This is a genomic window from Amycolatopsis sp. 505 (genome assembly GCF_031625235.1).
In the GTDB taxonomy this organism is placed as follows: Bacteria; Actinomycetota; Actinomycetes; order Mycobacteriales; family Pseudonocardiaceae; genus Amycolatopsis.
This window is the reverse complement of the sequence record NZ_JACKQP010000016.1, coordinates 112,556-129,231: the sequence shown is the minus strand read 5'-3', so window position 1 is coordinate 129,231 and position 16,676 is coordinate 112,556. Positions and strand designations below refer to the sequence as shown.

Genomic DNA, 16,676 nt, shown 5'->3' with positions numbered 1-16,676 from the left:
GCCGATCGCCGCCCGCGACCCAGCCGCCCGAACCGGATCGCGGCCCGTCCGAGCCGCGGCGGTGCTCGCCGGCCCCCGCCGCACGCGCCGATCGCCGCCCGCGACCCAGCCGCCCGAACCGGATCGCGGCCCGTCCGAGCCGCGGCGGTGCTCGCCGGCCCCCGCCGCACGCGCCGATCGCCGCCCGCGACCCAGCCGCCCGAACCGGATCGCAACCGCCGCACGCCCCCAACTCACCACCGGTCCCGCCCGCACCGGCTGAGCCAATCCCCCGCACGCGCGTCCGGACCGGCGGCGTGACCCCGGCCAATTAAAACCGACCGCCGGCCGGTTTTGCCCGGCTTTAACCGGCGACCGGCAAGATCACTTCCGCCAGGCGGTCGGAGCGAGGGGCTGGGGGTCCGGAGCTCACCGGCCGGGGGGACCTGCCGGTGGGAGGGTGCCGGTCGCCTGGCAGCCAGGGGGGTACTGGGGGAGCTCTTCCCGCGTCCGTCGTGACGCGCGCTGCAGGCTGGGGGCCTGCAGCGCCCGCCCCTTCCGATTCAGGGAGAGAGGGCAGACATGTACCGATCAACCCAGCGCGCCGTCGTCGTCGGCGCGATCGCGGCCAGTGCGCTCGCACTCGCCGCACCGGCCGCACTGGCCACCGTGCAGGGCGGCACTTCGTCGACGTGCGCGGGCAGTTCCTGCCAGACGAGCGAGGTCTGGTTCCCGGGCGGCACCTTGTCGGTCGACGCCGACGTGCACGGCAGCGGCGGGGCGGAGTGGGCCGTCCTCAACAGCAACGGCACCGTCTGCCGCTCCGGGTTCAGCGCCGTGGACCCGCCGCGGTCCTGGACCTGCAGCGGCGTGCCGGCCCAGTGGCTGTACGGCGTCGTCTCGGGACCCGCCGGCTCGTCCAACATCGGCCTGCGCTGGTAACACCCGGCAAGAGAAGGAGAACCACCATGAGGACGCTTCGCTTCTTCACCCGTTCCGTCGCGCGCAGCCTGCGCACTCGTGAGCTGGGCGCCGCCTGGCGCTTCTACTACGAGATCTACTGATGACCACCGCGGCCGGGGTCCCCCAGCCCCGGTCGCGGGGCTTTTCCCGGGAGACTTCCGTGCGCCGAGCCACTGCCGAGCCCGGCACGTTCCTGACCGACCCGCGCGCCGCCCTCGAGGGGTGGGCCGGCGACGGGATCGCGATCCGCCGGTTCGAGCCGGGCCGGTACCTGGTGTCCGGCGCGGAGCTCGTCCGCACGGCGCTGGCCGGGACCACGACGCCGTTCGAGGCGAAGGCGGCGACGTTCGGGGCCGTCGCCGGGTGGGTGCCCGGCTCCGAACGCAGCCGTCCGGTCAACGCCGCGCTGGCGCGGGAACTGGACCGCGCCTGGGAGGCCGTGCCGGCGGAACGGATCGGCGCCGAACTCCGCCGGTCCGCCGAGGCCGGTGAGACGTGGCCGGGCGCGCTTGCGACGTGCTACCTGCGGCTCTTCGGCGAACAGCTCTTCCCCGGCCTGCCCGCGCGGGCCCGGCAGACGTTGCAGGACGCCCTCGCGGCGTCCGACGGGCTCGACCGCACGAGCACGACCCTGCGGCGGCTCCGGGGCCGCCTCGCGCACAGCCGGGCCGACGCGGCCCTGCACCGCTGGGCCACCGGCCGCGCCGAGCCCCTTCCCGACGCCCTGCGCACCGCCCTCGGCGCGGCCGACGACGTCGCGCTGGCGCTGCACGGCCTGGTCGGCGCGGTCTGCCGGGCCGCGTCGATGGTGTTCGCCTGGACGGTCCTGCTCGACCGCGGCTGGCGACCGGGCACCCCGGCGGACACGACCCTGCCGCCGGTCCCGGTGACCGAGCCCGCCGCCCACCGCGTCCGCGAAGCACTGCGGCTGTGGCCGGTGGCCTGGCTGCTGTCCCGCAAGGTCACCGCGGCGACCGGGCTGGGCGGCGTCCCGCTGGTCCCGGGCGACCGGCTGTACCTGTGCACGTACCTGCTGCACCGCGACCCGGAGGTCTGGACCGAGCCGGGCGAGTACCGCCCGGCCCGCTGGGCGGCGCCCCCGGAGGGCCACAAGGCAAGGTATCTCCCGTACGGCTTCGGCAGCGCGGCCTGCGTCGGCTCCCGCTTCGTGAACCAGGCGACGGCGAAGGTCCTCGAGTCCGCAGACGTACTCGACGGCTTCGACCTGCGGATCACCGCCCCGGAGCCGGTGTTCGGCTCGCTGTTGTCGCCGCCGGTGGTGCAGCCCATCCGACGCGGCTGACCGGCAACCCCCGGCCCGGCGCCGGCTCGCCGCTCTCACCGCTGGTGGCGCAGCCCGCCCGCCTCGGCTGACCGGTTGATCATTCGCCTCGTCGGCGGCGCAGCCCCCCGACCCCGCCGACCGGCGGCAATCCACCCGACCGGCACTCGCCCTCTCCCGGCGCAGCCCGCCCGCCCTTGCCGACCACCCACCCGAGCCGCCCCGGGAAGGCCGGTGTCTCACCCTCCGTGGTGCAGCCCATACGGCCCCACCGGCCGATTCCCGCTACCCTCTCGGCGGGATGACCGGTTCGTCCGGTCAGCGGGGGGTGCGGACAAGAGTGCTCAGCTTCGGGGTGCTGGGACCGTTGCAGGTCCTGCGGGACGGCGAGCCCGTCCCCATCACCGGGCCCAAGGTGCGGGCCCTGCTGGCGGCGTTGCTGATGCGGGCGAACACCACGGTGTCGCTCGAACGGCTCACCGAGCTGCTCTGGGGCGACGACCCACCGGACACCGCGCGCAAGAGCATCCAGGTGCACGCGGTCCGGCTGCGGCGGGCGCTCGGTGACGGCGTCATCGAAACGCAGCCCACCGGCTACCTGCTGCGCGTCCGGTCCGCGCAGCACGATCTGCTGCGGTTCCGCGAACTCGTCGCCGCCGCGCCCGGCGAGCCGGATCCGGCGACCGAACGCGAACTGCTCGCCGCCGCGCTCGATTGCTGGCGCGGACCCGTGCTCGCCGATGTTCCGGCCGAGGTGGTGAACCGGGAAGACGTCGAGCAGGAGCGGCTGCGGGCGCAGGAGCGGTACTACGAGGTCAGCCTCGAACTGGGCCGGTCCGGCGAGATCACCGACGACCTGGCGCGGGTGACCCGCGAACACCCGTGGCGGGAAGCGTTCTGGGCGCTGTACCTGGAGGCCCTGCACCGCTCGGGCCGCCGCGCCGACGCCCTCGAGGCCTACCGCGAAGTGCACCGGATGCTCACCGACGAACTCGGCGTCGGGCCCGGCGAGCGGCTGCGGCGCGCCCACCGGGCCGTCCTCGCCGACGAGACCCCCGACGAACCGCCCGCCGCGCAGCCGGAGTTCCGGCCGCGGCAGCTGCCCCCGGACGTCGCCACGCTCGTCGGCCGGGCCGCGCTCATGTCCACTTTGGACGACCTGGTGGGCGGGCCGGCCGGGACGCACCCGCCGATCGCGCTGCTCGTCGGGCCGGCCGGGGTGGGCAAGACGACCGCCGCCGTGCACTGGGCGCACCGCGCCGCGCGGCACTTCCCGGACGGCCAGCTCTTCGCCGACCTCCAGGGCTACTCGGCGGTCCCGGCGCTCGCGCAGCTGGAGGTGCTGACCCGCTTCGCGCACGCGCTCGGCGTCCGGCCCGGCCAGGTGCCGACCGAGCTCGCCGACGCCGCCGCGCTCTACCGCTCGGTGCTCGCCGACCGGCGAGTGCTGATCGTGCTGGACAACGTGGCCGGGCCGGACCAGGTGCGCGCGCTGCTGCCCGGGAGCCCGGGCTGCGCGGTGCTGATCACCAGCCGCGACCGGCTCTGCGGCCTGGCCGCCACCGTGGACACCCGGCTGGTGGAGCTGGCCGAACTGCCGCCGGACGACTCGCTCGCGCTGCTCGCCTCGGTCGTCGGCGAAGAGCGCGTCGCGGCCGAGGAGACCGCCGCCCGCGAGCTGGTGCGGCTGTGCGCCGGGCTGCCGCTGGCCCTGCGGATCGCCGCGGCGAACCTGGCGCTGTGGCCGGACCGGTCGCTGGACGGCTACCTCGCCGAACTGGCCGGCCCCGACCTCGAACAGCTCGGCGTCCGGCGGGCGTTCGACCTGTCCTTCGACGCCGTTTCCGCGGCCGCGGCCCGGTTCTTCCGCCTGCTCGGGCTGGTGCCCGGGGCCGACATCGAGGTGGCGGGCGCGGCGGCACTGGCCGGGGTCACCGCGCCGCAGGCCCGCCGGCTGCTGTGGGACCTGGCCGCGAGCCACCTCGTGCAGCCCCGCGGCGGCGACCGGTTCGGCCTGCACGACCTGCTCCGCGCGTACGCCGCCGAGCGGGCGCGCGAGGACCTCCCGGCGGCCGAGCGGGCGGCCGCGCTCGACCGGCTCTTCGGGTACTACCTGCGGGCCGCGGCCGGCGCGGCGACCGCGCTCTACCCGGACCTGCAACGGCTGCCCGACGCGCCCGAGGACGGCGAGGCCGTCGAGCCGGCCGAAGCGCGCCGGTGGCTGCTGGCCGAGCACGGCAACGTCCTGTCCGCGATCCGCTGGACGGCCGGGCGGGAGCAGGGGCCGTTCGCCTGGCGGGCGGCCGACCTGCTGCGCGGCTTCTTCCACTCGCACCGCCTCGACGCGGAGTGGCAGGCGGCCGCGACCGCCGGGCTGACCGCCGCGCGCCGGGCCGGGGACGAGCGGGCCGCCGGGGCGATGCGGCACAGCCTCGGGGCGTTGGCCTGGAGCCGCGGGGACTACGAGACGGCGCTCGCGGAACTCGAAGCCGCCCAGGCGTCCTACCGGGCCGCGGGTGCCCGCGAAGGCGCCGACTCGGTGCTGCACGCGCTCGGCGTCGTGCACCTGGACCTCGGCCGGCTCGACCGGGCGATCGAGTACTTCACCGCGGCGCTGGCCGGGACGCTGCGCAGCGGCGCGTCGATCCGGGCGGCCAACGGGCTGATCAACCTCGGGGCCGTGCTCATCGAACACGGGCGGCTCGCCGAAGGCGTCGAGCACAACGAGCGTGCCCTCGACCTCTGCCGCCGGCTCGGCTCACCGCACGCGGCGGCGATCGCGCTGTGCAACCTCGGGTACGGCTACCGCGTGTCGGGCGACTTGGCCCGCGCCGGGGCCGTGCTGACCGAAGCGTTGGAAGCGTTGCGGGAGCTGGGTTCCCGCGACGACGAGGCGGACGCGCTGGTCCGGCTCGCCGCGGTGCACCGGGTCACCGGCGACCTCGAACGGGCGTGGCCCGCGGCGCGGCTGGCGGCGACGGTGGCGCGCGAGGCGGGCAACCAGCGGTTCGAGGTGGACGCCCTCGGCGCGCTCGGCGACCTCCACCGCCAGGCGGGCGACCCGGCGGCGGCGCTGGCGGAATACACCGAAGCCCACCGGCTGGCGGAGAAGATCGGCTACCTCCGCGGCCGGATCGCCACCCTGCTCGGTCTGTCCACTGTGGACACGGTCGACGCGGCTACGCACGGCGCGGCGGCCTTGCGCGAAGCCGAAGAGGGCGGCTTCCGGCTGCTGGCCGAGCAGGCCCGGACCAGCCTGGCGTGGATCTCGTTCAACGCGGGCTCACCCGAAGAAGCGGAACGCCTGGCCGGACAGGCGATCGCCGGGTTCCGGGCGAGCGGGCACCGGCTGGGCCAGGCGTACGCCTTCGTGGTGCTCGGCCGCGCCCGCCTGAGCTTGACCGGCTCCGCCGCGGCCCGGGAGTGCTGGAACACGGCCGAGGAAATCCTGGCCGCGGCCGGTGAACGCCCGGTGCTGGCGGCAGTGCGGGCGCTGCTGGCCCGGTGACCTCCGCCCGCAAGCGCCGCGAATGACTCATTCGCGGCCTCCCAGGTCCCGAATGAGTCATTCGCGACACTGGCGGCCCGAGCGCGGAAGCCGCGGAGACCGTCAACGGCGCGCGGAGAGCTCCGCCGGGTGCAGCTCGTAGAGCGCGTACGCCTTCCGGATCACCGGCTGCGCCACGTTCCGCACCCGCACCCCGCCGGGTGTGACGCCCTGCTCGCACCCGAAGTGCGCGTGCCCGTGCAGCGCCAGGTCGGCACCCACCTCGTCGATCGGCTCGCACAGCAGGTACGACCCCAGGAACGGGTGGATCTCGGGGGGCTCGCCGTGCAGTGTCCCGGGGATCGGCGCGTAGTGCGTCAGCGCCACGACGACGTCCGTGTCGAGGGTTTGCAACGCTTTGCGCAACGAATCCGCCGAAGCCATCGTCGTCTCGACGAAGTTCTTCATCTCCCGCTCGCCGAACCGGCTGGCGCACTTGCCGGCGAACCCGCCGCCGAAGCCCTTGACGCCCGCGACGCCCAGGGAGCCGTCCGGCAGGTCGTACCGGACCGCGTCGCCTTCCAGCACGTCGACGCCGGTTTCCCGGAGCAGGTTCGAGATCATCTCGCCGGAGTCGCTGTGGTGGTCGTGGTTGCCGAGCACGGCGGCGATCGGCACGCCGAGCCCGGCGAGCTCGTCGGCCACCACGCGGGCTTCCTCGACGGTGCCGTGCCGGGTGAGGTCCCCGGCCAGCAGCAGCACGTCGGCGGTGCCCGCCAGGTGTTCCAGGGCCGGCCGGAGCAGGCCGCGGGAATCTTCGCCCAGGTGCACGTCCCCGACCGCGGCGATCCTCATCGGCCGATCTCCTCCGCGCTCGCCGGCTCGCGGACGTCGGCGACCCGGACGTCGTTGTGCACCAGCTCCCCGGTCAGGTACTCGCCGACGACCGCGTCGACCTCCTCCTTGCGCGCCGGGCAGGTGACTTCGCCGGTCAGGTGGACGTGCTCGCCCCGGACGGTCACGTGCACGCCGAGCTCGGCGGTGCGGGGGTCTTCGGCGAGGGCCCGGCTGAGCCGGGCGACGAGGTACTGCGGTGGTTCGGGCACGAGAGCCTCCTTCGGGTCGATCACGGCCAGGTCGCCGAGCAGCGCCAGGAACGCCCGGGCGTACGGGGACGCCGACACCTGCACGGCGACGTCGGTCCAGTCGACCTGCTCGCGCAGGTCGCGGGCGATCCGCAGCAGCGGCGCGAAGTCGCACCGGTGCGCGCTCAGCACGAGCAGCTTGTCCACCAGCAGGTCGGTGCCGGAGACGACCGGCGCCGCGGTGGAGCCGATGCGCATCAGCGCCGCGCGGTCGAGCAGCTCGTCGGTCACCGGCCGGTGGTTGGGGCCGTGGATGAGGTCGACGAGGATGTCGCCGTCGTAGACCTTCGTCAGCCAGTCCTCCGGCGTGTGCACGCGGCGCAGGCCCGCGGCGGTGAGCACCTCCGCGGCCCGGTCCGCGTCGCCGGGCTTGAGGAACAGGTCGACGTCGTGGTCCGACGGCGGCCCGCCGCGGGCGTACACGGCCAGCCCGCCCGCCACGGCGAACCGGATGCCGGTGCCGTCGAGCGCGGTCACGACGCGAGTCAGGCTCTGCAGCAGCGCCTCCGCTTCCATGGCGGAGGGTTACCCGCGACCGGCCCGGCCCTAACCGCCGTCCGCGGGCCGCTCCCGGAGCCACGCACAGGCGCCGTCGACCGTGGGGTGCAGCGCGAGCGTGCGGTCCATGCGGGTGACCTGCAGCGAACGCAGCACCGGGCGCCCGTCGGCGACCAGCGCGAACGGCAGGTCCGCGGCCGCCGTCTCACCGGCCAGTTCGGCGATGACCTGCAGCCCCGCCGAGCCGCAGAAGGTGATCGCCGCCAGGTCCACGATGAGCGCGCCCGGCCGCCCGGCCAGCGCGGCGCGGGCCCGGGCGCGGAGCACCGGCGCGGTGCCGAGGTCCAGGTCGCCGGCCGCCGCGACGACGACGGCCTCGGGGACGGTGCGGACGCGCACCGTGAGTGTGGACGTCCCGTCGTCGGTCACGGGTGCTCCCTTCCGTCGCTGCCGACCCTAGATCGGTTGCATCGTTTTGTCATCGATTTGCCGGGTAACCGGAGCGGACCAGCCGCCCAGAGGAGAGGACAGCCGGCGATGAGCACCGTCACCGAATCCGTCGACGTCGAGACCGACGTCACCACCGCCTACAACCAGTGGACGCAGTTCGAGTCGTTCCCGCACTTCATGGAGGGTGTCGACGAGATCCGGCAGCTCGACGACACCCACACGCACTGGAAGATCACCGTCGGCGGGCAGACCCGCGAGTTCGACGCGACGATCACCGAGCAGCACCCGGACGAGCGCGTCGCCTGGAAGTCCGACTCCGGCCCGACGCACGCGGGGGTCGTGACCTTCCACCGCCTCGACGACCGGCACACCCGGGTCACCGCCCAGCTCGACATCGACCCGGACGGCTTCGTCGAGAACGTCGCCGACAAGCTCGGCATCCTCGACCGCCGCATCAAGGGCGACCTGGGCCGGTTCAAGACCTTCATCGAGGACCGCGGTGGCCGCGAGACCGGCGCCTGGCGCGGCGACGTGGCGCGCCCGGGCAACTGACCGACCGGCCCGCAACCGCCCCCGCCGTCACCTGGACGACGGGGGCGGTTCGCTGCCGCCGGCGTCCGGTTTATCCCCGGACCACCCGGGTAGCCAGCCGCCCTACCAGGCCGGTGGTCGCCCATCGGCACCCATGTGGGCGCGAAAGTGCCTCTCCCGCAGGAGGTCGAGATGACGCAGGGAGCCGGCGGTCAGTCACCGCCGCAACCGGGCAGCGGTTCGCCGTCGATGCCGGAAACCGCGAAGGACGAAGCCCGCGAAGTGGCTTCGACGGCCGCCGACCGGGGTGGCGAAGTCGCGCAAACGGCTGCGGACCAAGCAAAGCACGTCGCCGCGCACGCTCAGAGCGAAGCGCGCGACCTGCTCCGCGAAGGCCGGGAGCAGCTGCAGTCGCAAGCCAGGGACGGCCAGCGCAAGGCGGCCGAAAGCCTCCACCAGCTGGCCGGCCAGCTGGAGCGGATGGCGGAGCAGACCGACTCCCCCGGCCTCGCCGGCGACGTCGCGCGCCAGGTGTCGGACCGCACGCGCTCGGTGGCGGACTGGCTCGAGCACCGCGAACCGGGCGACCTCCTGGACGAGGTCCGCCGCTTCGCCCGCCGCCGCCCGGGCACGTTCCTGGTGGGGGCGGCGGTGGCCGGTGCGCTGGTCGGGCGGCTCACCCGGGGTGTGGTGGCGCAGCAGAAGGAGGAGTCGTCGAACGGCCGGGCGGGCGCCCCGCAGCCGCACGCCGGCCCGGCCGCGACGCCGCCGGTGCCCCAGCCGGGCGGCGGGTATCCGGCGCCGCAGCAGGGCCTTCCGCAGCCGGGATACGCGGCCCCGGGCGGCTACAACGGACCGCAGCCGGCAGGCGGCCTCCCGCAGCCGACCCAGCCGGGCGCGGCGCCCGGCGGGTACAACGCGCCGCAGCCCTCTGAAGGCTTGCCCCAGCCGGGCCGGCCCGGCGGGCATGCCGCGCCCTCGCCGGAAGGCCTGCCCCAGCCGGGCGCAGTCCCTGGCGGGCACGCCGCGCCGCCCGCGGGCGACTTCTCGCAGCCGGGCGCCGCTCCCGGTGGCTACAACGCGTCGCAGCCCACGGGCGACCTTCCCCAGCCGAGTCACCCTGGCGGCCACACCGCATCGCAGCCGGGCGCAACCTCCGGCAGCCACACCACACCGCCGGCAGGTGACCTTCCCCAGCCGGGCCGTCCCGGCGGGTCCACCGCGCCCACGCCGCCGGAAGGCCTGCCCCAGCCGAGCCCTCGCTTCTCCGCGCCGGGGCAGGTGCCGTGATGACCCAAGCACCCGGGCCCGGGCCCGTGCCCCGCGCCGGTGAACCCGTCGATGTCGCCGATGCTTCGGTCGGCGAGCTGATGTCCAACGTCATGAAGGACCTCTCCACCCTGGTGCGGCAGGAAGTGGAGCTGGCCAAGGCCGAAGTCAAGGCCGAGGCGGGCAAGGCCGCGAAGGGCGCCGGCATGCTCGGCGGCGCCGGGTTCGCCGGCTACCTGGTCGTGCTGTTCCTCTCCATCGCCCTGTGGCAGGGCCTGGCGAACGTCATGGATTCCGGCTGGGCCGCGCTGATCGTCGCGGTCGTGTGGGCGATCGCCGGTGCCGTGCTCTACGCGACGGGACGGCGGGAAGTCCGCCGCGTCAACCCGAAACCCGAACGCACCGTCGAGACCCTGCAGCAGGTTCCCGACGCACTGAAAGGCGAACGACCATGACCGAACCGGAGCGGATCCGCCGCGAAATCGAGAGCACGCAACGCAATCTCAGCACCGACGTGAACGCCCTCACCGAAAAGGTGACCCCGGGCCGGATCGTCGAACGCCGGATCGGCCGGGTGCGGACGGCGGTCGGCAACGCGCGGGACCGCGTCATGGGCACGGCGTCCGACCACGCGTCGACGGTGGGCGACAAGGCCGGCTCGGTCGCCTCGGCGGCCGGGGACAAGGTGAGTTCGGCCGCCGACGCCGTCAGCGAGGCCCCGCAGTCGATCCGGCGCGGCACGCAGGGCAATCCGCTGGCCGCCGGCCTGATCGCCTTCGGCGCCGGCTGGCTCGTGTCGTCGTTGCTGCCGGCGAGCGAGCCGGAGCGCCGGCTGGCCGGCCAGGCGACCGACCTCGCCCGCGAGCACGTCGCCCCGGTCGCCCAGCACGCGGCCGAGGACCTGAAGGAGAACCTGCGCGAACCGGTCCAGCAGGCGGCCGAGTCGGTGAAGTCGGAAGCCGCCGACGCGGCGTCCACGGTCAAGGACGAAGCGCGCTCGGCGACCGGCGACGTCACCGATCGCGCCCAGGAAGCCCGGGAGAACGTGCGCTCGCAGAGCTGAGGCCGCGGGGCGCGGCCGCCCGGCCGCGCCCCACCTCCCGCGAAAGGACGGCGATGTCCCCGTTCGACCCGCCCGCCGGCGACTCGCTGATGTTCGTCGGCACGGCGACCACGGTGCTCCGGCTGGGCCCGTTCACCCTGCTCACCGACCCGAACTTCCTCCACCGCGGCCAGTGGTCCTACTTCGGCCAGGGCCTGTTTTCCCGGCGGCGCACCGAACCCGCGCTGCAGCCCGCCGACCTCCCACCGCTGACCGCGGTCATCCTCTCCCACCTGCACGGCGACCACTTCGACCGGATCGCGTCCCGCGAACTCCCCCGCGACACCCCGATCCTGACCACCGAACACGCGGCGACCCGCTTGCTGCGCCGCGGTTTCCACGCACCGCTCCCGCTGCCGACGTGGACGACGGAGACCTTCTCGGACGCCGGCGCGCGGCTGACGGTGACGTCGGTGCCCGCCCGGCACGCGCCAGGCCCGATGCAGCGGGTGCTGCCGCCGGTGATGGGCAGCGTCCTGGAGTACCGCGCGACGCCGGATGCCGAGCCGCTGCGCATCTACCTCAGCGGTGACACGGTGATCCACGACGAGCTGCGGACCATCCGCACGCACTTCCCCGACCTCGACCTCGCCGTCGTGCACCTGGGCGGCACGCGCGCGTTCGGCGTCCTGGTCACGCTCGACCACCGCGGCGGCGTCGACCTGCTGAACCTGCTGGAACCGCGCCAGGCCGTGCCGGTGCACTTCGACGACTACGGCCTGTTCCACTCGCCGGTGTCCAACTTCCTGGAAGAAGTCCGGCTGCGGCGCCCGAAAACGCGGGTGCAACTGCTGCAGCGGGGCGAATTCCTGGCGTTGTGACCGCGGCTCACGGCCACCCGCCCGGTATCCGGTGCCGGCCGGCACCGGATACCGGCGGAGGAACACGCGTGTCGAAACCGTTGTCCGTGACCTGCGAACTCGACGGCACCCGGCACGCCTGCGTCGCTGCCGCGGGATGCGCCTGGAGGCGCGGTGGCCGGGACTGGTCCTACCGGCCGCTGTCGGGGCAGGCGGCGTCCGCCGGCGCCGTGGAACACCCGGGCGCCGTCACGGCATCACTCCCCTCTCCTCGTGTCCGTTCCCTTCGCCGTCCGGCGCCGCGGAGGAGATCGCTCCCGCCGCGGGCACTTCGCGGCGAGCAGGCGGACACCGGGTCGTCGCCGCGGCAGGCCGGCGACGCGGGGCGGCCGCGGCACCCCGCGACGGCGGCGGGCGGCGGGCACCGGCGGTGACGGCGGCTCGAAGTTCGCGGCCACGATGGCGTCGAACTCCGCCCGGACCCACGCGGGGTCGGCCAGCACCAGCTCGGCGAACCCGTCGGCCACGGCCGAACGGGCGATCTTGTCCGGCATCGTCGTTCACTCCCCGGATCGTCTCGCGATGTCACCAGGTCATGTCCTGCTTTCCCTTATTCGTATAGCACCGCGCGATGATCGCTTCAAGTCCTCAAAGGACCCCCGGGTCCCCCGTGACATTTTTTCCGGATACACCCGCCCGGAGCAGCCGGCCGCCGCCGTGTTCACCGGGCGTCCCCGAGCCCGGGACCGATCGGGCGGCCCGGACCTCGCGGCCTTCCGCCGTTCAGTGACCGTTCAGTTCGCCTGCGTGCCGGAAAGCGCTGTCTCGCAACGCTTTCCGGAGATCACGCGCTGGCCGGGCGCGGACGTGGCCGCGTATGGTCGGCCGGCACGAGCATGGGAGCGCTCCCGAATCCGGCCCCGACGAAGGAGGACAGCGTGGTTCCCCGACGCAAAAACCTGCTCTCCCTGGTGGTGACGGCCGTCGCCGCCGTGCTGCTGGGCGGCGTGTTCACCGGCGTCGCCGACGCGCACGGCTCGGCCACCGACCCGCCGTCGCGCAACTACGGCTGCTGGAACCGCTGGGGCAGCGACTTCCAGAACCCCGCGATGGCGACGAAGGACCCGATGTGCTGGCAGGCCTGGCAGGCCGACCCGAACGCGATGTGGAACTGGAACGGGCTCTACCGCGAAGGTGTCAAGGGCAACCACCAGGGCGCCATCCCCGACGGGACGCTGTGCAGCGGCGGCCGCACGCAGGCGCCACGGTACAACGCGCTCGACACGGTCGGCGCGTGGCAGATGGCCGACAAGGACAACCGGTTCACCCTCACCATCACCGACCAGGCCCGGCACGGCGCCGACTACCTGCTGGTGTACATCACCAAGCAGGGCTTCAACCCGGCGACCCAGCCGCTCGGCTGGGGCAACCTCGAACTGGTCGCCCAGACGGGCAAGCTCGCGCCCGCCGGGCAGTACCAGGTCGCGGTGAACGCCGGATCCCGGACGGGGCGGCACGTCGTCTACACCATCTGGCAGGCGAGCCACCTCGACCAGTCGTACTACTTCTGCAGTGACGTGAACTTCTCCGGACGCTGACCGGCCCGGGCCGCGGGACGTCCCCGCGGCCCGGCTTCCGGCGTTAGATACGTTACAGCTCCTGATCGTAACGCAAGGCGTAAGCTCGGGGTATGGAACTCACCCTGCCGGGCGGCCCGGACTGCGGGCACGCCATCGAGGTCGCGACGGCCTATTCGTCGCCGTCCCTGCTGAACCATTCGATGCGGGTCTACGCCTGGGCCGTTGCGCTGGGCGACGTCCACCACGTCGAGTTCGACGCCGAGCTGCTGTTCGTCGCGGCGATGCTGCACGACGCCGGGCTCGCGGCGGAATTCGACAGCCACACCGTGCCGTTCGAGGTGGCCGGCGGGCACGTGGCGTGGGTGTTCGCCGCCGGCGCCGGCTGGCCGCCCGAGCGCCGGGCGCGGCTGGCGGAGGTGATCGTCCGGCACATGCAGGCGGAGGTCGACCCGGCCGAGGACCCGGAGGGTTTCCTGCTGTCGAGGGCCGCGGCGGCCGACATCGCCGGGCGGGACGTCGCGGACCTGCCCGCGGGCTTCCGCGCGGAGGTGCTCGACCGCTACCCGCGGCTGGACCTGGTGGCGGAGTTCCTCCGCTGCTTCGGCGACCAGGCGGCCCGCAAGCCGGAGAGCTCGGCCGCGGCCGCGATGAAGAACGACCTCGCCACCCGCATGGCCCGCAACCCGCTCGAAAGGAATTGACGTGCAAGCCGTCACCGTCGCCGATCGCACCGCCGCACCGGCCCTCACCGAACTGCCCTACCCGCACGCCGCCGAGAACGACGTCATCGTGCGGGTGCACGCGGCCGGGTTCACCCCCGGCGAGCTGACCTGGCCGGCCACCTGGACCGACCGCGCAGGCCGGGACCGGGCGCCGAGCGTCCCCGGCCACGAGCTGTCCGGCGTCGTCGCGGAACTGGGTTACGGCACCACCGGCCTGACCGTCGGCCAGCGTGTCTTCGGCATGGCCGACTGGGCCCGCAACGGCTCATTGGCCGAGTACACGGCGGTGGAGGCGCGCAACCTCGCGCCGCTGCCGGCCGACGTCGACCACGTCACGGCCGCCGCCCTGCCGATCTCCGGGCTGACGGCGTGGCAGGCGCTGTTCGACCACGGGCGCCTCACGGCGGGCCGGACCGTCCTGGTCCACGGCGCGGCCGGCAGCGTCGGCTCGCTGGCGGTCCAGCTGGCGCGCGAGGCGGGCGCGCGGGTGCTCGGCACCGGCCGCGAAGCCGACCGGGACACGGTGCTCGGCCTCGGCGCGGAGGCCTGCTTCGACCCAATGTCGCCGGACATCGGCCAGGTGGACCTGGTCCTCGACGTCCTCGGCGGCGAGGTCCTGGACCGGTCGGCGGCCCTGGTGCGCGACGGTGGAACCTTGGTCACGGTCGCCGAGCCGCCCCGCGGGCCGGGCATCTTCTTCGTCGTGGAGCCGGACCGGGCCCGTCTCGCGGACCTGGCCCAGCGCGTCCGCGACGGCCGCCTCCGCCCCCGGATCGACACGGTCCGCCCGCTGGCGGAAGCCCCGGCGGCGTTCGGCACGCGCGGCAGGACGATCATCCGGACGGCGTGACGTACCGGTCGAACCAGCTCTTGGCGGCGCGCAACGGACCGTCGACCGCCGGGAGGTCGGGATACCAGGCCTTCTCCCATTCGAGTGACACCCAGCCGGACCACGAACGCAGCAGGTCACCGCATTCACCGAGCGGAACGGCGCCCTCCCCCGGCGGGACGGGGGTGGGTGCTTCGCGGCTCTGCACGTCCTTGACCTGGAAGTAGCCGAGGTAGGGGCCGAGCACGGTTGTGGTCACGGCCGGGTGTTCGCCGGCCCGCCAGGGGTGAACGGCATCCCAGAGGACGGCGGCGAGGTCGGGAGCATCGAACCCGTCGACGAGCTTTCGGGCGGCGGCCCCGGTGGGGTGCGAATCGTGGGTTTCGACGAGCAGCTTCACCTGGGCATCCCGAAGATCGTCGAGGACGGCGGCGATGCGGGGTTCGGCGTTCCCGTCTCCGCCGGGGAACGCCCGGATCTGTGGGGCGCCGAGGCGGTGGGCGAGGGCGATGAGGGCTTTGAGCTCGTCGATGACGGGCTGGTCGGCCCCGGGAGCGGCGACTTTCGCGTAGCCGGCCAGGCAGGAGACGGCGAGGTTTTCGCCGTCCAGGAGCGACCGGACGGAGCCGAGGGAGGAGGCGGAGAGTCCCAAGTGGACTTCTTCGTCGGGGTGGACGCGCAGTTCGAGTCCGGCGCAGTGGTGGGCTTTCGCGGTGCGCGCCGCTTCGCGGACGGGGATGCCGGGCATGCCCAGCGTGCTCACGGCGAACTGCCACCCCATCGATGCCCTCCCAGCTCGGTTGGTGGCGAGTGTAAGCGCTTTCACCAAGGTGCACGAGGTGGCTGACGGGTGTTGTCGTGGCCATGCCCGCGGCTGCGCGATCATCCGCGCCGGACGACGGCAACCTCGCGGACCGATCCCCGCGCCGCCACCGCTCGTAGCAATGCCCCACGACCGCCCGGCGCCGCGGAGCACTCTCAGGTTCCGCCACTCGCGCCATGCCCGATCCATGCCGCCTCGGCCGCGCGGATGGGTCCCCGAACCGCGCCGCTCGCGGCGATCGCCCACGACCTATCCGGCCTCGCCTCGCGAGCCGTTCGCGGGCAGGCCGGTGCCCGCGCCCGTGATCACCTCGGGCGCGGGCACCGGCTCCCGGCTCAGTGGGCCTTGTTCTGGCCGCGGCCCGCGGGGGCTCGGCCGTTCGCGCCGTCGGCGGCCTTGGCCGCCTGCTGTGCCGGCTTCTCGGCCGAAGCCGGCTTGGCCGGAGCCGGGGTCGCAGGCTTGGCCGGAGCCGGAGCCGGAGCCGGAGCCGCCGGCGCAGCCGAAGCCGGCTTGGCCGGGGTCGGAGCCGAGGCCTGAGCCGCCGAAGGCTTGTCCGACGACTGCGTAGCCTTGTCCGCCGCCGACCCCTCCGAAGCGTTCTTCTCCGCCTCGGCCAGCGGGTTCGGCCGCCGGATCTGGACGACCGCCACGATCGCCGCCGCCACCGCCCCCAGCGCCACCAGCCACGGCCAGCGGGCTCGCTTCGAGCGCTCCCCTCGGGCCACGCTCTTGGCCTCCTGCAGCGCCACCGCCAAATCCCGCTTCGCCGTCGCCACCGCCTTGCGGCGCTTGCGACCGGACTCGCCCGCCGAACTCACCACCGTCGCCACCGCCTGGGCCGCCTTGCGGCCCGGGTCGCGCAGCTTGGCCGCGCGGGCCATCACCTCGTCGCGGGCCGCGCCGGAATTGGCCAGCACGTCGCGGCGGGACGACCGGGTGCTCTTGTCGAGGTCCTTGGTCGCCGCCCGGCCGACCTTCGCGAGCTCGTCCTTGCCTTCGGCCAGCTTCCGATCGGTGATTTCGACCGCCCGCGCGGCTGCTGCCGCCCCGACCCGCGCGGCCTCCGCGGCGAGGTCCCGTACGCCGGCCGCCGCCGTCTTCACCGATCGCCCGACCGGGGCGTCGCCCTGGCTCATGTGATCACCTCTCACTCGTCGCAGCAGGCATCACCTGCTCACCTCACACCCAGGGGCTACCCAGTGAGAGCGCATCCGGA

17 protein-coding genes are annotated in these 16,676 nt (G+C 74.3%); 11 read left to right on the top strand and 6 right to left on the bottom strand.

Annotation, left to right across the window (positions count from 1 at the left end; translation table 11 throughout):
• The first annotated feature begins 561 nt into the window (after positions 1–561).
• The 3 genes from H5965_RS42625 to H5965_RS42615 all read left to right on the top strand — a co-directional run bounded on the left by H5965_RS42625 (position 562) and on the right by H5965_RS42615 (position 5,732).
• On the top strand, positions 562–921 hold the full coding sequence (locus H5965_RS42625; RefSeq protein WP_310976969.1) for a hypothetical protein: 360 nt from the start codon (positions 562–564) through the stop codon (positions 919–921).
• A 181-nt stretch (positions 922–1,102) separates the two neighbouring features.
• A complete protein-coding gene (locus tag H5965_RS42620) occupies positions 1,103–2,245 on the top strand; it encodes a cytochrome P450 (RefSeq protein ID WP_310976967.1) in 1,143 nt (380 codons plus the stop codon).
• Between the two features lie 319 nt (positions 2,246–2,564).
• Complete coding sequence (locus H5965_RS42615; protein ID WP_310976966.1) at positions 2,565–5,732, top strand: BTAD domain-containing putative transcriptional regulator; 3,168 nt, start codon at positions 2,565–2,567, stop codon at positions 5,730–5,732.
• Positions 5,733–5,834: 102 nt separating this feature from the next.
• Here H5965_RS42615 and H5965_RS42610 read toward each other — a convergent pair whose 3' ends face one another.
• From H5965_RS42610 to H5965_RS42600, 3 genes are read right to left on the bottom strand one after another with little or no spacing between them, the layout of a single operon-like run.
• Entirely contained in the window at positions 5,835–6,566 is a 732-nt protein-coding gene (locus H5965_RS42610; protein WP_310976965.1) for a metallophosphoesterase, read from the bottom strand.
• Positions 6,563–7,372: a nucleotidyltransferase gene (locus H5965_RS42605; protein WP_310976964.1), complete on the bottom strand. Its 810-nt coding sequence runs from the start codon at positions 7,370–7,372 to the stop codon at positions 6,563–6,565. Before H5965_RS42605 ends, H5965_RS42610 begins: the two co-directional genes overlap by 4 nt.
• Positions 7,373–7,402: 30 nt before the next feature.
• Positions 7,403–7,783: an STAS domain-containing protein gene (locus H5965_RS42600; RefSeq protein ID WP_310976963.1), complete on the bottom strand. Its 381-nt coding sequence runs from the start codon at positions 7,781–7,783 to the stop codon at positions 7,403–7,405.
• 108 nt (positions 7,784–7,891) lie between these two features.
• Between H5965_RS42600 and H5965_RS42595 the strand changes: the two genes are divergently transcribed.
• The 5 genes from H5965_RS42595 to H5965_RS42575 all read left to right on the top strand — a co-directional run bounded on the left by H5965_RS42595 (position 7,892) and on the right by H5965_RS42575 (position 11,527).
• The gene (locus H5965_RS42595; RefSeq protein ID WP_310976962.1) at positions 7,892–8,356 is read left to right on the top strand and encodes an SRPBCC family protein; all 465 of its coding nucleotides are present in this window, start codon (positions 7,892–7,894) and stop codon (positions 8,354–8,356) included.
• A 171-nt stretch (positions 8,357–8,527) separates the two neighbouring features.
• On the top strand, positions 8,528–9,625 hold the full coding sequence (locus tag H5965_RS42590) for a hypothetical protein (RefSeq protein ID WP_310976960.1): 1,098 nt from the start codon (positions 8,528–8,530) through the stop codon (positions 9,623–9,625).
• Complete coding sequence (locus H5965_RS42585; RefSeq protein WP_310976958.1) at positions 9,625–10,059, top strand: phage holin family protein; 435 nt, start codon at positions 9,625–9,627, stop codon at positions 10,057–10,059. The genes H5965_RS42590 and H5965_RS42585 overlap by 1 nt, the downstream gene beginning before the upstream one ends.
• Positions 10,056–10,667, top strand: a complete 612-nt coding sequence (locus tag H5965_RS42580; protein ID WP_310976956.1) for a DUF3618 domain-containing protein — start codon at positions 10,056–10,058, stop codon at positions 10,665–10,667. The genes H5965_RS42585 and H5965_RS42580 overlap by 4 nt, the downstream gene beginning before the upstream one ends.
• A gap of 53 nt (positions 10,668–10,720) precedes the next feature.
• Complete coding sequence (locus H5965_RS42575) at positions 10,721–11,527, top strand: MBL fold metallo-hydrolase (RefSeq protein ID WP_310976954.1); 807 nt, start codon at positions 10,721–10,723, stop codon at positions 11,525–11,527.
• A 236-nt stretch (positions 11,528–11,763) separates the two neighbouring features.
• Here H5965_RS42575 and H5965_RS42570 read toward each other — a convergent pair whose 3' ends face one another.
• Positions 11,764–12,060 carry a hypothetical protein gene (locus H5965_RS42570; RefSeq protein WP_310976953.1) on the bottom strand — a complete coding sequence of 99 codons (297 nt, stop codon included), beginning with the start codon at positions 12,058–12,060 and terminating at the stop codon, positions 11,764–11,766.
• A gap of 384 nt (positions 12,061–12,444) precedes the next feature.
• Here H5965_RS42570 and H5965_RS42565 point away from each other — a divergent pair, with 384 nt between their 5' ends.
• From H5965_RS42565 to H5965_RS42555, 3 genes are all read left to right on the top strand, one after another.
• On the top strand, positions 12,445–13,104 hold the full coding sequence (locus tag H5965_RS42565; protein ID WP_310976952.1) for a lytic polysaccharide monooxygenase: 660 nt from the start codon (positions 12,445–12,447) through the stop codon (positions 13,102–13,104).
• 92 nt (positions 13,105–13,196) lie between these two features.
• Positions 13,197–13,787 (top strand): HD domain-containing protein, encoded by a 591-nt coding sequence (locus H5965_RS42560; protein WP_310976951.1) that lies wholly within the window; start codon positions 13,197–13,199, stop codon positions 13,785–13,787.
• A 1-nt stretch (position 13,788) separates the two neighbouring features.
• Positions 13,789–14,658 carry an NADP-dependent oxidoreductase gene (locus H5965_RS42555; RefSeq protein WP_310976949.1) on the top strand — a complete coding sequence of 290 codons (870 nt, stop codon included), beginning with the start codon at positions 13,789–13,791 and terminating at the stop codon, positions 14,656–14,658.
• Here H5965_RS42555 and H5965_RS42550 read toward each other — a convergent pair.
• The gene (locus tag H5965_RS42550) at positions 14,642–15,418 is read right to left on the bottom strand and encodes a sugar phosphate isomerase/epimerase family protein (RefSeq protein ID WP_310976947.1); all 777 of its coding nucleotides are present in this window, start codon (positions 15,416–15,418) and stop codon (positions 14,642–14,644) included. The genes H5965_RS42555 and H5965_RS42550 overlap by 17 nt on opposite strands.
• 377 nt (positions 15,419–15,795) lie before the next feature.
• Positions 15,796–16,596, bottom strand: a complete 801-nt coding sequence (locus H5965_RS42545) for a hypothetical protein (protein WP_310976945.1) — start codon at positions 16,594–16,596, stop codon at positions 15,796–15,798.
• Positions 16,597–16,676: the final 80 nt, after the last annotated feature.